Origin of the sequence: Polaromonas sp., from assembly GCF_029945925.1 — a bacterium.
Taxonomy (GTDB): Bacteria; Pseudomonadota; Gammaproteobacteria; order Burkholderiales; family Burkholderiaceae_C; genus Polaromonas.
In genome coordinates this window covers 207,097-221,374 of sequence record NZ_JAQSDN010000035.1, presented here as the reverse complement: position 1 = coordinate 221,374, position 14,278 = coordinate 207,097, and the positions used below count along the sequence as shown (strand labels likewise).

At 59.1% G+C, this 14,278-nt stretch carries 13 protein-coding genes and 1 pseudogene; 10 read left to right on the top strand and 4 right to left on the bottom strand.

Going from position 1 to position 14,278, the window contains the following annotated elements:
- Positions 1-410: 410 nt before the first annotated feature.
- Complete coding sequence (locus PSV40_RS10025) at positions 411-1,367, bottom strand: helix-turn-helix domain-containing protein (RefSeq protein WP_300537017.1); 957 nt, start codon at positions 1,365-1,367, stop codon at positions 411-413.
- A 343-nt stretch (positions 1,368-1,710) separates the two neighbouring features.
- Here PSV40_RS10025 and PSV40_RS10020 point away from each other — a divergent pair, with 343 nt between their 5' ends.
- From PSV40_RS10020 to PSV40_RS09985, 8 genes are all read left to right on the top strand, one after another.
- Positions 1,711-2,388: a TetR/AcrR family transcriptional regulator gene (locus PSV40_RS10020; protein ID WP_300537015.1), complete on the top strand. Its 678-nt coding sequence runs from the start codon at positions 1,711-1,713 to the stop codon at positions 2,386-2,388.
- A 42-nt stretch (positions 2,389-2,430) separates the two neighbouring features.
- Positions 2,431-3,741 carry a serine hydrolase gene (locus tag PSV40_RS10015; RefSeq protein WP_300537013.1) on the top strand — a complete coding sequence of 437 codons (1,311 nt, stop codon included), beginning with the start codon at positions 2,431-2,433 and terminating at the stop codon, positions 3,739-3,741.
- Positions 3,742-3,751: 10 nt separating this feature from the next.
- Positions 3,752-4,594, top strand: a complete 843-nt coding sequence (locus tag PSV40_RS10010) for an SDR family oxidoreductase (RefSeq protein ID WP_300537011.1) — start codon at positions 3,752-3,754, stop codon at positions 4,592-4,594.
- A 25-nt stretch (positions 4,595-4,619) separates the two neighbouring features.
- Complete coding sequence (locus tag PSV40_RS10005) at positions 4,620-6,494, top strand: AMP-binding protein (protein ID WP_300537009.1); 1,875 nt, start codon at positions 4,620-4,622, stop codon at positions 6,492-6,494.
- A 20-nt stretch (positions 6,495-6,514) separates the two neighbouring features.
- Positions 6,515-7,510 (top strand): tripartite tricarboxylate transporter substrate binding protein, encoded by a 996-nt coding sequence (locus tag PSV40_RS10000; protein ID WP_300537007.1) that lies wholly within the window; start codon positions 6,515-6,517, stop codon positions 7,508-7,510.
- Between the two features lie 2 nt (positions 7,511-7,512).
- On the top strand, positions 7,513-8,130 hold the full coding sequence (locus PSV40_RS09995; RefSeq protein WP_300537005.1) for a DsbA family protein: 618 nt from the start codon (positions 7,513-7,515) through the stop codon (positions 8,128-8,130).
- 165 nt (positions 8,131-8,295) lie between these two features.
- Entirely contained in the window at positions 8,296-9,048 is a 753-nt protein-coding gene (locus PSV40_RS09990; RefSeq protein WP_300537003.1) for a cytochrome c biogenesis protein CcdA, read from the top strand.
- Positions 9,045-9,602 carry a thioredoxin family protein gene (locus tag PSV40_RS09985; RefSeq protein WP_300537001.1) on the top strand — a complete coding sequence of 186 codons (558 nt, stop codon included), beginning with the start codon at positions 9,045-9,047 and terminating at the stop codon, positions 9,600-9,602. The genes PSV40_RS09990 and PSV40_RS09985 overlap by 4 nt, the downstream gene beginning before the upstream one ends.
- Positions 9,603-9,731: 129 nt before the next feature.
- Here the strand turns inward: PSV40_RS09985 and PSV40_RS09980 are convergent.
- Positions 9,732-9,887 (bottom strand): annotated as a pseudogene (locus PSV40_RS09980) (transposase); the annotation flags it as partial.
- 559 nt (positions 9,888-10,446) lie between these two features.
- On the opposite strand from PSV40_RS09980, the gene PSV40_RS09975 reads away from it, so the two are divergent.
- Positions 10,447-11,046 (top strand): 2-hydroxychromene-2-carboxylate isomerase, encoded by a 600-nt coding sequence (locus PSV40_RS09975; protein WP_300536999.1) that lies wholly within the window; start codon positions 10,447-10,449, stop codon positions 11,044-11,046.
- A gap of 69 nt (positions 11,047-11,115) precedes the next feature.
- On the opposite strand, the gene PSV40_RS09970 is transcribed toward PSV40_RS09975, so the two are convergent.
- Both PSV40_RS09970 and PSV40_RS09965 read right to left on the bottom strand, forming a co-directional pair.
- Positions 11,116-12,351 carry a CoA transferase gene (locus tag PSV40_RS09970; protein ID WP_300536997.1) on the bottom strand — a complete coding sequence of 412 codons (1,236 nt, stop codon included), beginning with the start codon at positions 12,349-12,351 and terminating at the stop codon, positions 11,116-11,118.
- Between the two features lie 90 nt (positions 12,352-12,441).
- Positions 12,442-13,434 (bottom strand): LysR substrate-binding domain-containing protein, encoded by a 993-nt coding sequence (locus tag PSV40_RS09965; RefSeq protein ID WP_300536995.1) that lies wholly within the window; start codon positions 13,432-13,434, stop codon positions 12,442-12,444.
- Between the two features lie 137 nt (positions 13,435-13,571).
- On the opposite strand from PSV40_RS09965, the gene PSV40_RS09960 reads away from it, so the two are divergent.
- A complete protein-coding gene (locus tag PSV40_RS09960; protein ID WP_300536993.1) occupies positions 13,572-14,273 on the top strand; it encodes a glutathione S-transferase N-terminal domain-containing protein in 702 nt (233 codons plus the stop codon).
- The last annotated feature ends 5 nt before the right edge of the window (positions 14,274-14,278 follow it).

Below are 14,278 nucleotides of genomic sequence, written 5' to 3'. Positions count from 1 at the left end.
CGAATGACATTTCATGCCGCCGCGGAACACTGGAACCATGGTGGAGGCATAGCCGAACACGAAGGCACTGCCAACCGCCAGGCCAATGGTCTCAGGGTTCCCCCTTCCGAGGGTCGTGCTTATCCCCAGCCCGTGGCCACTCGCCGACGGTACAGCCCGGGAGGCAGCGAAGGTGGCACAGAACGCCAGTCGTGTCAGTTGTCCCGACAGCGGCGCGGCATGCCCACCGTGATGGTGAGAGCGCATCGCGCGGTGCTTGGCATGGGTGGCGGATCTCATGGCGTGGGCTCCAGATGGACTGCGGCCGGACCAATGTGCCAACCGTTTCGCCCATCTTCCCCAAATACAGCGGGCCGGGTACGACAACTACCCGACGCTTTCCGCCAAGCCACCTACCGGTGGCGTTATCTTTAAGGTCCGAGCAAGGTGCCCGGTGTTCGGTCCGCTCCCGCGATTTCACTCGGGGTGGTACCCATCACACGCAGAAACGAACGCCGCATTGAGTCAGCGCTGCCAAAACCGCACTTGGCGGCCACCGACTTCAAGCCGACCCCCGACGCCTCGAGCAGGGTGCGTGCCACCTCGACGCGCACACGCTCGACGAAGCGCGCCGGCGTCGTGCCCTTCTCGCTGCGAAAGACACGCGTGAACTGGCGCGCGCTCATGTGAACGTTGGCGGCCATGCGCTCGACGCTGATGTCCTCGGCGAGGTGCTCGAAGATCCAGTTCTCCAAGTCGTCCAAGGGCTTGATTGAGCCGGACTGCAGTGCGAGCAGCTTGCTGATCTGGGAGTAGCTCGAGGTCCGTCTGACAAAAAGCACGAGCCATTGCGCGATCGCGAAGGCTTTGCGTGGGCCGAAGTCCTCCTCGACGAACAGCAGCGCAAGGTCGATCCCGGTGGTGATGCCGGCGGAGGTGTAGATGTGGCCGTCCTTCACAAAGATCGAACTGCGCTCAAGCTTGACACGCGGGTAGCGCTCGGCCAGGTTGTCGCACCACTGCCAGTGCGTGACCACGCGCCGTCCCTCTAGCGCGCCCGACGCGGCGAGGACGAACGTGCCGAGGCAACTCGCGCCGACGCGCCGAGCCTGCGACGACATCTCTTTCAACCAGCGCAAATAGGCCGGGTCGTAGTGGCCCGAGGGGGCCTCCGGCCCGCCCACCACCCAGAGCGTGTCGATGGGACGATCAAACGTGCGGAAGTCGGTGCCGCCGGTGATGCGCAGCCCCCGATTGATAGCGGTCGATCCATCACGCTCCGGGGACACCAGTTCGATCTCGTAGTCGCACTGGGCGAACACCTCCAGCGGACCCGCAAGATCCTGCACCTCGAACGGGGGTACGCCGGTGAGTACGATTCTGCGCATAGATGGTCATTTTGTCCGAAATTGTCGGTACGGTGTCTGTTTTTGTCGTCCTCCAAGCTGTCGGGCCCGGGCGCGCGCCGGTTGACTTCGGGCGATGTTCCGGACTCAGATCGTCGTGCGCGGCACGCCGTCAGCGGAGACCGGTCGTCAAGCAGCCGGCCCGCGGACACAAGGAGTCGCCTCGATGGATGCTTCGCAGTCGACGCTCTTCGCCATTAGTTGGTGCAAATCAATCGCTGGATATTCAAGGTGACGGAGCAGCCAGCTAGGGTTTTTTTAAAAAAGTTGACACCGCTTGAAATTGCAGTATATTTAACGCTGTTAATTAAACGGTGTAAATTAAATGCGACCTGTACTGACTGATGAAGAGGTGACTGAGTTCCGTGCCGACGTCTGCCGTGTTGCCGAGGTGTTGTTTGCCCGTCATGGTGTCGATGGCGTCACGATGCGGCAGATTGCCGCCGAACTCGACTGCAGCCCTACCACGGCCTACCGCTACTTCAAGAACAAGGAAGAGATCCTGGCGGCTGTGCGAGCTGCCGCGTTTAACCGGTTCTGCGGAGTCATTGAGGAGGCGACCCGCTCGAGTCTGGATCCGAGGAAAAGCGCGCGCAACGTCGGCCAGGCCTACCTGAATTTTGCCCTGGAGAACCCGGACGCCTACCGAATGATGTTCGACGTCAGTCAGGCTGCTGTGATCGGTAACGTCGAGCTGACAGCGGCTTTGGCGAGGGCTCGTCGCAGCATGCTGGCGTACGTGGCGCCAATGATCGACAAGGGCATTTTGCGCGGCGAGACGCATGCCCTGGGCCAAATGATGTGGGCGTCGGCGCACGGCCTAGTGATGCTGCGGCTCTCTGGCGTCGTTGCCGATGACGCCGAACTTCGGCAACTCCACGAAAGAACCATGTCGGCCCTGGTGCGTGGCACCCATCAGCTGGCATCCGCCACCCCCCGTACAAGCGCCTCGGAGCTTATCAGTCCCGTCCCCGCTCGCAAAGCAATAAGAAAAGCCCCGTGAAACCCGACCCCGCAAACCCTGAAACCAAACCTCACAAACATCATGCAAAACTCATCTAAGCCGTATCGCGCCGTTGCCGTCGCAGTTGCTCTCATCATCAGTGCCTCGGCCTCCCTGGCGCAGGCTCCGCAGCTGCCGCCGCCGGAGGCCACCGATCCCGTCAAGCTGGAACTCATGAAGGGATTCCCGTCGCCGCCCGAGAAAATTGTGAAGCTGGGCACAGTCCTGAAATTCCCCAACGGCCGGTGGGCGTTCCACCATATGCGCGAGCTCGGGCCCACGGTGCAGGTCTGGCGTGGCGACGGCAAGCCGTCCGTTTTGCGCGAAATGCAGAAAGAGATGGGTGCGCTCAGTTTCGAGGACGACAAGGGTGGCAGAACCACCTTGGCCGACTGGCAGCGCACGACGTTCACCGACGGCCTGCTCGTGCTGCACAAAGGCGCGATTGTTTACCAGAAGCACTACTCCGGCATGGCTGCCCATCAGCCGCACTCGCTCTGGTCCATGAGTAAATCATTCACTGGCCTGCTCGCGACGATGTTGATCAAGGAGGGCGTCATCGACCCTAACGCCCTGGTCACGAAGTACCTGCCAGAGCTGAAAGACAGCGCGTGGGCGGATGCCACCGTGCAGCAGACGCTCGATATGACCACCGGCGTTGCATACAGCGAAAATTTCCGGGACCCCAGCTCCGGCATCTTTCAGTACCTGCATGCCGCCGGGCTGTTGCCTGCGCCGCCCACCTACACCGGCCCTCGGACCATCCCCGACCTGCTTGTGACCATCAAGAAAGAGGGTGAGCACGGCGCCGGCTTCAAATACAAAACCGTCGACACCGAAGTCATGGGCTGGCTTCTGCAGCGCATCACGGGCAAGAGCTTCTCCACACTCATGTCAGAACGCCTCTGGTCGCGGATAGGCGCCCAGGACGACGCCTATGTCTGGGCCGATCCGATTGGCACACAGATTACCAGTGTGGGCTTCAGTGCGACGCTGCGCGACCTTGGGCGTGTGGGTGAGACGCTGCGCACGGCGGGCCGTTCCAACGGGCAACAGGTCATCCCTGAGAGTGTTATCGCCGAACTCCGCAAGGGCGCCGACATTGAGAAGTTCAAGGCCAGCGGCCAGACGATGCGGCTCGGTTACTCATATCACAACCAGTGGTGGGTTCCCCACGACCGCGACGGCACCTTCGAAATGAAGGGATTGAACGGGCAGCACATGCATATCAACCCGGCGGCTGAGCTGGTCATCATCAAACTCTCTTCCCATCCTGTAGGAGATACGAGCTTCACGCACAACCTCGACCGGCGGGCTTTCGCCGCCATCGCTGCTGCGCTACGCGCGCATTGAGAGCAAAGCCATGGGCACCCACAATACCTTCCAACCTGGCCTCTTGCGCAACAAGGCCGTGTTCATCACGGGTGGCGGCAGCGGCATCAACCGTCAAATCGCACTCACCTATGCGTTGGCTGGAGCGGCGGTGACGATTGTTGGCCGCAGCGCGGAAAAAGCGCGCGATGCAGCGGCCGAGATCGAGGCATCCGGCGGACGGGCAATCGGGCTGTCTGCGGATGTGCGTAGCTATGAGGCGTTGCAAAGCGCCGTCGAGCAAGCGCACGCGGCTTTCGGTCTGATCGATATCGTGGTCGCTGGCGCTGCCGGAAACTTCGTTGCACCGGCCACGGGGATGAGTTCCAACGGTTTTCGCGCCGTGATCGATACCGATCTGGTCGGAACTTTCAATACGCTGCGGGCCGCCCACGAGTTCCTGCGAAAGCCGTCTGCCCTGGTCTTGGCCATATCCGCCGTTCAGTCCAGCATGCCCACCTACGCCCAAGCCCATGTGTGCGCCGCCAAGGCGGGCATCGACATCCTGATTCGCTCACTGGCCGTGGAGTGGGCCGATGACGGGATCCGGTGCGTGGGTATAGCGCCCGGCCCGGTGGCCGATACGGAAGGCATGGTCCGGCTCGCCCCCGAGGGCCAGGAGAGCTGGTCCAGGCTGCTGCAGTCCATTCCATCCGGCCGTGGTGCGTCTAAGCAGGAGATTGCCGACCTGGCGCTCTACCTGGCCAGCGAATCCGGTCGCTACATCAATGGCGTGGTGATTCCGATTGATGGCGGTTTCTCCGCGGTTGGATCCCTCGAGTTCGGGCGAATGCTGAAGGATTCCCTCAAACAGGCCGCCCGCCCGGCCGCCTGAAATCTGCACTAAAGAGGAGACCAGGATGAATAACACCCCCGGCGTCGCTTTGCCGACCATAGTCACACCCGGCGCCGGAATGCGCTTCGAAGAATGGATGGTCGCAACGAACGTGCTCGATGCCATCGAGCGCACGCAACAGCGCTGCGGCGACAAGACGGCCATCACCTTCTTCGGCACAGACCCGGAAGCCTCGCCACGCAAGCTGAGCTATACCGAGTTGGTAGATGGGATCGCGCGGACGGCAAATGCTTTCCGGTCTCTCGGCTTGCAACGGGGCGACGTGGTGGCCTATATGCTGCCGTCGCTGGTCGAAACACAGTTCGTGCTGTGGGGCGCGGCCACGGCGGCGTCGGCCTTGCCGCTCAACCCGCTGCTGAAGGCTGAGGAGATCGCGAGCCTTTGCCGTGCAGCAGGTGCCAAGGCTCTGGTGGCACTGGGCCCACTGCCTGGCACCGAGATCTGGGACAAGGCCAACCGGGTCAAAGAGCTGGTGCCGGTGATCGGCGCGCTGATCCAGGTGGGGGGCGAGAATGCCGCCGGCAGTGCCGACGTTCATTTGCTGGCGGATCTCCTGCGGTCGAATCCGCCTAAGCTGGCATTTTCTGATCTGCCTGAGCTGGATGATGTAGCGGCCTATTTCCACACGGGCGGCACGACTGGGGCGCCGAAGCTGGTCATTCACAGCCATCGCAACCAGCTGGCCGCTGCTTACGGAGGAGCGTGGGCGGTTGGTGCAAGCATCGACGATGTGATTGTCAACGGGCTGCCGATGTTCCATGTGGCATCCGCGATCTTCTGCAGCCTGGCTATGTTCGTCGCTGGCGCGGAGATGGTGATTCTCTCCCCGGCTGGATTCCGCAATCCCCAGGTTGTCGTCAACTTCTGGCGCATCGTGCAGAACACCGGAGCAACCATCGTTGGTGGCGTTCCCACGGCCCTTTCTGCTGTGATCCAAATTGATCCGGGAGATGCAGACTTTAGTCGCGTGCGGATTAATATCAGCGGTGCCTCCTTGCTTCCTCGCAGTGTCGCCGAGCAGATGGAGCAGCTCACGGGCAAACCCATACGTGAGGTCTATGGCATGACCGAATCCGGTGGCGTGATCTGCATTGACCCGGTGTCCCGCGCACGGGTCATGGGATCCGCGGGATGCCCGATACCGTTCAGCGAAGTGGAGGCTCGCACTTTGGAGGGAACAAGCGCTTCGAGTCGCTCCTGCATGCAGGGTGAGCCGGGCGTACTTGTGGTCCGCGGGCCCAACGTGACTCCCGGCTACAAGGACGCCGGTCAAACCGCTGCCCTCTTTACCGAAGACGGCTGGCTCATCACCGGAGACGTGGGGTATGTCGATGCCACCGGTCGCGTGTTCATCACGGGACGGGCCAAGGATCTGATCATCCGCAGCGGCCACAACATTGACCCGGCCGTCATCGAGGAATGCCTGATGCGGCATCCCGCGGTTGCCGATGCGGGTGCCGTCGGCATGCCGGACGCCTATGCGGGCGAAGTGCCGGTGGCTTATGTCACGCTGCGGCAAGGGCTCTCCGCCACAGAGGATGAACTTCTGGCTTTCGCCAAGGCCACTATTAATGAGCCGCCCGCGCTTCCACGCCGACTCTTTGTCGTAGAACAACTGCCGATGACCGCAGTGGGGAAAGTGTTCAAGCCTGCGCTGCGGCAGGACTGCGCACAGCGGCACTTGCTGGAAGTGCTCCAGGGTGAGCCGATCGCGACCCTGGCAATGCGCGAAGAACCCGGCCGGGGCCAGGTGGTGCGCATCGAGCTGATAGCCGCTGATGAAAGTTGCACCCACGAAACTCGCCAACGCATCACGACCAACTTGAAGGGCTATCTGTTCACTCTCGAGTGGACAACCTCCCAGGCAAGCCCAGCCTGAATCACAACCAGGAGAGCATCTTGAAAATCATCAACAGGCGCACCGCTTTGGCGGCCGTCGCAGCTACGCTTTTGCCTGTCGGAAGCATCAGGGCCCAAAGCCCGGTGTTTCCCTCACGCACCGTTGCTATCGTGGTGGGATTCCCAGCCGGCGGCGCGACGGATGTCACTGCCCGGGTCGCCCAACCGCATCTTCAGAAGGCTTGGGGGCAGACCGTCATTGTCGAAAACGTGTCGGGTGCCGGCGGATCCATTGGCGTGCAGAAAATGTTGAACGCGACACAGGAGGGGCATGTCCTGTTCCTCGGTACCGCTAGTGACACGGTGCTGGCCCCGCTTGCCATCCAGTCAGCACGATACAGAACAGAAAATCTGCGCCTGTTGGGTTATATGGGCCAGGCCGAATTCGCCATTGTGGCGCGTCCGGGGCTGGCACTGAACACCCTTGATGACTTGGTGGCATACATGCGCACCCCATCCAGCAAGGAATTGAGCTACGCTTCCTTCGGAAACGGGTCGATCTACCACCTGATTGGGGAAGACCTGAAAAGCCGCACCGGCGGGCAACTGCTGCATGTGCCTTTCCAGGGCATGGGCCCTACGGTGACCAACCTGATCGGCAATCAGGTCGACCTGGGCTTTTTGCCGATAGCCGGGCAGACGGTCGGCTTGATCAACTCGGGCCGGGTTAAGGCCATCGCCGTCACGGGCGCAAGGAGAAATCCCCAGCTTCCGAATGTTGCGTCGGTTGACGAGTCGCAGCATATGAAGGGCTTCCATCACACGGTCTGGTTAGGGCTGTTCGGCCCTTCGAGTTTGCCCGCCGATGCAGCAGCCAGGGTGAACGCGGCGGTCAACGAGGCGATTCGCAGCCCCGAATACCTTAAATTCTCGGCCGAGAACGGCACCGGTGTTCCCGACCCCGGCCTGACGCTGCAGCAAACGACAAAGTTCTATGTGGACGAAACCGAAAAGCTTCGGCTGCTGGCCAAATCGATCAAGTTGGAAGCGAAATAGTGGTGACGGAAACGAAAAAGCCGATTCAGTTCTACTTCGATTTCATCTCGCCCTTCGGCTATTTCGCAAGCCTTCGCATCGACGAGCTGGCCCGGCGCTATGGCCGCGAGGTGGAGTGGAACTCAATGCTGCTTGGGGTGAGTGTGATGAAAGTGATGGGTCTTCCTCCCATTATCGACTTACCTCTAAAAGGTCCTTACATCGTACGTGATGCGAAGAGATACGCGCGGCGCCACGGAGTGAGCTTCGAGCGGGAAAGCGCTATGCCAGGGGCACGCCCCCTAGAAGCTGGTCGAGCCTACGCATGGGCCAAGACGGTCGATCCGATACGAGCCAAGCGACTCGCTGCCGGATTGTTCGAAAGCTATTTTGTGAATTGCAGCGACATAGGCGATTCGCTACTTGTGGAGCAATGCATCTCTCGTGCAGGACTCTCCGTTGACGCGTACCGCCACCAGCGGTGGCAGGGGGTACCGAAGGCGCTCCTAGAAAAGAATGTCGAGGCTTCCTTGGACAACGGTGTCTTCGGGTCGCCCTTTTTTATTGTTGATGGCGAGCCCTTCTTTGGACTTGAAAAAATGCCGGACCTCGAGGATTGGCTAAAGACGGGCGGATGGTAGTAAGCCAAACAGGCGACAAAACATGGAAATGAACGCTTTTCATCGCGGATCTTCTTGGGAAGCGGTGAGTGTCCATAAACCGCCAATTGACGGTGGTCAATTTATCTATCGGTTTTGACATCAACCCTTGGTTAGCCCTATCGCCGCGCACCTTAAGCCAAAAAAATGTTCATTCTTCTCGTCGCCTATTTTGGCGGGATGCTAACCATTCTCAGCCCATGCATCCTCCCGGTGATTCCGTTCGTGTTCGCACGCTCGGATCGCCCATTCCGTTCACACGGTCTTCCTCTACTGCTCGGGATGGCGGCGACGTTTTCCAGCGTCGCTACGCTGGCTGCTGTGGGAGGCGCGCGCGTGATCGCGCTTAATGAGTACGGACGCTACGCAGCCATTGCCTTGCTTGCGATGTTCGGTCTCACCTTGGTGTTTCCGCCACTTGCCACCCGCATGAGCCGCCCCTTGGTGGCCCTTGGCGCGCGGGTGTTCGAAGCAAAGTCTGACCAGCAATCGGAGCTACGAACGATTGTTTTTCCGCTTCTGCTGGGGCTAAGCACGGGCCTTTTGTGGACTCCATGTGCTGGTCCGATCCTTGGAATGATACTGACGGGCGCAGCGCTCAATGGCGCCAACGTCGGGACATCTTTGCTGCTTCTTATGTACGCGGCCGGCGCCTGCACATCCCTCGCAGCCGCTTTGCTATCCGGCGGGCGCCTGGTGACCGTCTTTAAGCGCTCGCTCGCTACGGGCGAGAGGATCAGACGTATGGCGGGCGCTGCAGTAGTGCTTGGGGCTGGAGCTATCGCATTTGGCTTTGACACCGAAGTGTTAAGCCAGTTTTCCTCCAGAACGACTTCAACCCTAGAAAAGGCGCTGGTCGAACATCTGCAGCGTCCCATTCGCTCAAAGGAGTCATCATGATCCGTTCTACGGTCCTGTTCATTGCCGTGGCCGTTGCTGCTTCGGCCGCTGTTCTCACGCTCGCGACTGCCCCGTCTGCAAAGCAAAACGTCAGTCAAGAGGTGCGATTGGCACCGGACTTCCAGGGAATAGATACATGGCTCAACTCGGAGCCGCTTTCCATGGACGGCTTACGTGGCAAAGTCGTGCTTCTCGATTTCTGGACCTACACCTGTATCAACTGCCTGAACCAGCTCCCTTACGTGAGGCGCTGGCACGAGAAGTACGGGCATGCCGGGTTGGTGGTGGTGGGCGTCCATACCCCGGAGTTCGCTTTCGAGAAATCCATCCGGAATGTTCAGGGAGCGATCAAGCGGCTGCAGATCAAGCATGCGGTTGCGCAGGACAACAGTTATGCAACCTGGAGGGCCTACCAGAACCAGTATTGGCCTGCGATATACCTAATTGACAAGCAGGGCCGCATCGTCTATTCGCATTTCGGCGAAGGCCGGTATGCCGAGATCGAGATGAAGATTGAGGCTCTCCTTGCCGAGCCGGCGTCAAGGGGCTTATGACGTGAAAAGGTTCAGTGTGTTGCGCACAATCCGGTACAAGGCTTTCAATTGAATCGCCCGGATGTTGTGAAGTTGCGCGCGAAGCCTGAGAATTTCACTTTGGGCGGCAACCAGCTCTGTCGCATGCTACTCAGTCTTGTCTGGCTTGATCGCCTTTACCCACTTGTAAAGGCTATGGGCTGACACTCCTAACCGGGCCGATACCTCGGCAACTGAGTAACCTCGCTCGACAATTTGGCGTACTGCTTCTTCCTTGAATTCCGGTGGAACACGTTGAATGCTCATGGCTTGCTCCTATGAAAAATCACAGGCCCGAACTTTCTACCAGACCGTGGGAAGACCATCATGTCATTGAATGTGCCCGGAAAACTGGGGGAAGCCCATTTCCTGCCTAAAGACCGTTTACATAAAAATTCTTACACCCTCACAAAGAGCCGGGCGCAAATGACTTCGACCCCCCGAAGGGAAAAGCCACTGATGCGCAGCTGAAGACTGTGATCGGCAAGCTTCGGCAATCCACGAGCTTTTGGCAATGGTGTAGGGCTGCATCCCTTAACAAGTACCCTGTCCGCGAAGGGGCTATTACCTCACCAATGCAACCGGACACAAACCGGGCGCAGAGATGGCGGGAATCTTGCGGCCATACAAGCCGTTGCTTTTTTATGTGAGGATCGTCCCAATGAGCAACGCCACCAGAAAACTCTGGTTAGGCCCCGCACGTCCCACGTTCAATATCTTCTTCATATACCGGAATCATCATTCCGTATTGGCTGCATTGCTCGCCGCTAAATAGACTCCTCAAGGTCAGTCAACCACCTTTAGTCTTCACGCTAGGAGCAGCACAATGGCAAGAAAGAAACTCGAAATGTACTGGGATATCGGTAGTACAAACACATATTTCGCGCTCAAACTGATCAAGCCCATTCTGGCCCGCCACGACGCCGAATTAGTCTTGCACCCCTATAACCTCGGTCATGTGTTCAAAACGAATGATTACGAGCTCATGAAGGAACCGAAGTCCAAGCTGCGCTATAGAAAGCGTGACCTGATGCGGTGGGCTGAGAAGTACGGCCTTCCCTTCCAAATTCCCCGACAGTTCCCGATCAAGTCCAGCCGTGTGCTGCGTGGCTCACTGGCCATGCGACGCAAGAACCTCGAACTGGCTTTTGTCGAACAGGTGTTTGACGCCTATTGGGAGCGGGGCAACGCATCCATCGTCGAATACAGCGGCCTGCGTCCCATCGCCAGTGCCCTGGGGGTGGACCCGGACTGGTTTGAGGAGTTGAGTGCCAGTGAAGAAATAGGCAAGGAGCTGGCCTCTAGCACTGACGCGGCAATTGAGCGCGGCGTTTTTGGCGTGCCGATGATGTTTGTTGGCCAGGAAATGTTTTGGGGCAAAGACCGGCTGGACTTTATGGAGGAGGAACTGGCTCGCGCCAGCTGAATCCCGCTGCCTCCCCGGTCGCGACGGCGTTCCACGCACCAGTGCCTGGAACGCCGCTGCGCTTTTGCGCTAGATGACTCCGGCGTTTCTCAGGGAAGCAATGTCGGGAGCCGACAACTGGGCGAGCCGAGACAGCACCTCATCACTATGCTGGCCAGGCAGCGGGGCCGGGCTGTCATAGCCGCAGGAGCTGGATCCAAATTTTATGGGGAACCCTGGGCCGGAGGCCTGCATTTCGCTGTTGGACAAGGGATTCCACAGAGGCATCGCCATTTCCCGGTGCTGCATCTGCTGCCACTTCAACACCTCGTCGATGGTTCGCACGGGACTGCACGGCACTTTCGCGACGGATAACAGGCCTACTATCTCCTCAGCGGTCTTGTCTACGGCCCACTCGCCGACGATGGCGTCGACTTCGGCGTTGTTGGCCAGGCGCCAGCCCACCGACATAAGCAGCTCGTTCTGCTTGAGATGGCTCTTTCCCATGAGGTCCAGCAGCGCCATCCAATCCTCGTTCGTGGCGGCGCCGATGGTGATCCAGCCATCCGCGCATTTGTAGACGTTGAATGGCGAGAATCGCATGATCCGGCTGCCTTGCTGGAATTCCAAGCCCAGCCGGCCATAGCAATCGAGCGGCTCATCAAAGATGAGGGAGAACAGGCAGTCAGCCATCGACACATCGACCGACTGGCCTTCGCCTGTTCTTTCACGGTGTACCAAGGCGGAGAGAATGCCCATGGCGGCAAACACTCCAGCAATCGCGTCGGACAACGGCGACCCGGCCTTCGTCGGGGCGCTATCCGGATGGCCGGTGATGCTCATTAGCCCTACGGCCGCCTGCACCATCAGGTCGTACGCCTTGAGGTTTTGGTCCGGCCCGGTCGAACCGTAGCCTGTCAGCGAGCAATAGATGATCTTCGGGTTGGCCGCTTTCAGCGCTTCGTAGCCGATCCCCAGCCGGTCGGCGACGCCAGTGCTGAAGTTATCAACCACCACATCTGCATTGGCCGCCATCCTCAGGAAAATTTCTCGGCCCTCAACACTCTTGAGGTTCAGGGTTGCGGATTTTTTACCTCTCGCACGCTTCAGGTAGGCGATGCCCATGTCGCTGTCAGTTTGCCTGGTAAAGCTGACGCCGCTGGGGCCTGCAAACGGCGGCGCGAATGCGGTCGGATCTCCGGTCTTGGGATCATCGATCTTGATCACTTCGGCCCCAAGGCCGGCAAGAAAAAGAGTACTCTGCGGGCCGGAAAAGAATCGGGTCAGATCCAGAACCACCACACCTTCAAGGATTTTTTTTGACATACCGTAGATCCACACTAGAGCTGGCTGCCAGTGTAGGAACGACTGAGTCGATCCGGAAATAGGACTTTGACTTGGGGGTATCGCGCCTTGCTATGGTTGATCCGGCTCCGTGCGCGGCCCATCGGGCTCCGGGATGAGGAGTGCACCTTGCCATTTTCCAGTGGCAACGAGCGTTCCCGAAATCTCGACGATCAGGTCAGCAATACGCTGTGCCGCAGTGCTGAGTGGCACGATGTCGAAGGTGCAGAGGACAACTTTTCGGGTAAGCACGGGCTCCACGATTCGGCGAGCTATCAGACCTTCTGAGCCATGCAGCGCAGAGGACGAAAGAATTGTCGCGCCGACGCCGCTTGCAACAACTGACTTGATCGTGGCCAATGAATCCAGTTCGGCCAGCAAAGTCATCGTGTGGCCCGCGTCCTGAAACGCTGTGTTGACGATCTGCCGGGTCAGATTGGCCCGGCCAGGCATCACAAGAGGGTATTGGGCAGCCTGGGCCAGGGAAATATCCGTATCACCGCCTGCCTGATCCGAAGCGGTCAGCAAAAACAGTTCTTCTAGCAGCAATGGCCGCACGTCCAAGTGGCCCGATGCCTTTGCCTGCCCGATTCGCTCGCGGGCATTGTCCGAATCCGGTCGTTCGAATAACAGGCTCATTTCAATCCGGCCATTGACAACCAACTCTTGAAGGTGGCCGCTGAGGCTTTCAGTAATCTGAAGCTGGATGTCCGGGTATCGGGCTCTGGCACCTGCGATGAGAGCGGGCGCCAGTATGGTTGCCGCACTGGTAGGCATTCCCACGGAAACCAGGCCTTGCGGGTGATCTCCGGCATGCTGCACGTCTGTGCGCATCCTCTCGATTTGGCGCAACACGGCCCGCGCGTGCCGGTAGAAAACGTTGCCTGCCTCGGTAGCCGCAACACCACGCACGCTGCGGGCCATGAGCTTGACCTTCAACTCATCTTCCAAGTTGGAAATCTGGTGGCTCAAGGCTGGTTGGGCGATGAACAAGTCCGCCGCAGCTCGTGAGACGCTGCCAAGTTCGATGATCCGGACGAAGTATTTGAGCTGGCGAAGTTCCATTTGCGGTTCCTTGCTGTCCATTATCGAGCGCCAGCGGTGCCCTATCCATAACTTTCCAATATGCCGGAAGCCCGACACAGTATTAGCGTCCTCAGACAACCATCCCTACCATTTCTTCATTCCCAATGGAGACACCGATGATTGATCTGTATTTCTGGAGCACGCCCAACGGGTACAAGGTTTCAATACTTCTGGAGGAGTTAGGGTTGCCCTACAACGTCATCCCGGTTCACATCGGAAAGGGTGATCAGTTCAAACCAGAATTCCTGAAACTCAGTCCCAACAACAAGATTCCGGCTCTTTTCGATCCCGACGGCCCCGATGGCAGGCCAATCGCCTTGTTCGAGTCGGGTGCGATCATGATATATCTGGCCGAGAAATCCGGATGGAAGTTCATGCCTCAAAAGACCAGGGCGCGCTATGACGTGATCCAGTGGTTGATGTTCCAGATGGGCGGAGTTGGCCCGATGCTGGGCCAGGCACATCATTTTCGGAAATACGCGCCGGAACAGATCCAATACGCTGTTGATCGCTATACCAATGAAGCACGCCGACTTTATGGCGTGATCGACAGACGCCTTGGCGAGGCAGAGTTTCTCGCCGGTGAGTACTCGATTGCCGACATGGCAACCTACCCTTGGCTACGTGCCCACAAATGGCAAGGTCAGGATATCGCCGAATTTCCCAACATTCAACGCTGGTATGACACGGTTCGCGCCAGGCCGGCTGTACAGCGCGGCATCGCTGTTCTGCAAGAGAAGGTTGATAAATCGGCCGCCAAGCCCACTGGTGAACGTTGGGACAACCTTTTCGGAACCACCCAGTTCCAACCTCGATAAGGCCG

Excerpts from the sequence above, each read along its gene's own strand:
- PSV40_RS09970 (WP_300536997.1), bottom strand. The coding sequence starts at position 12,351 with ATGTCAAAAAAAATCCTTGAAGGTGTGGTGGTTCTGGATCTGACCCGA.
- PSV40_RS09985 (WP_300537001.1), top strand. The coding sequence starts at position 9,045 with ATGATCCGTTCTACGGTCCTGTTCATTGCCGTGGCCGTTGCTGCTTCG.
- PSV40_RS09965 (WP_300536995.1), bottom strand. The coding sequence starts at position 13,434 with ATGGAACTTCGCCAGCTCAAATACTTCGTCCGGATCATCGAACTTGGC.
- PSV40_RS10015 (WP_300537013.1), top strand. The coding sequence starts at position 2,431 with ATGCAAAACTCATCTAAGCCGTATCGCGCCGTTGCCGTCGCAGTTGCT.
- PSV40_RS10025 (WP_300537017.1), bottom strand. The coding sequence starts at position 1,367 with ATGCGCAGAATCGTACTCACCGGCGTACCCCCGTTCGAGGTGCAGGAT.
- PSV40_RS09960 (WP_300536993.1), top strand. The coding sequence starts at position 13,572 with ATGATTGATCTGTATTTCTGGAGCACGCCCAACGGGTACAAGGTTTCA.
- PSV40_RS10005 (WP_300537009.1), top strand. The coding sequence starts at position 4,620 with ATGAATAACACCCCCGGCGTCGCTTTGCCGACCATAGTCACACCCGGC.
- PSV40_RS09975 (WP_300536999.1), top strand. The coding sequence starts at position 10,447 with ATGGCAAGAAAGAAACTCGAAATGTACTGGGATATCGGTAGTACAAAC.
- PSV40_RS09990 (WP_300537003.1), top strand. The coding sequence starts at position 8,296 with ATGTTCATTCTTCTCGTCGCCTATTTTGGCGGGATGCTAACCATTCTC.
- PSV40_RS10010 (WP_300537011.1), top strand. The coding sequence starts at position 3,752 with ATGGGCACCCACAATACCTTCCAACCTGGCCTCTTGCGCAACAAGGCC.
- PSV40_RS10020 (WP_300537015.1), top strand. The coding sequence starts at position 1,711 with ATGCGACCTGTACTGACTGATGAAGAGGTGACTGAGTTCCGTGCCGAC.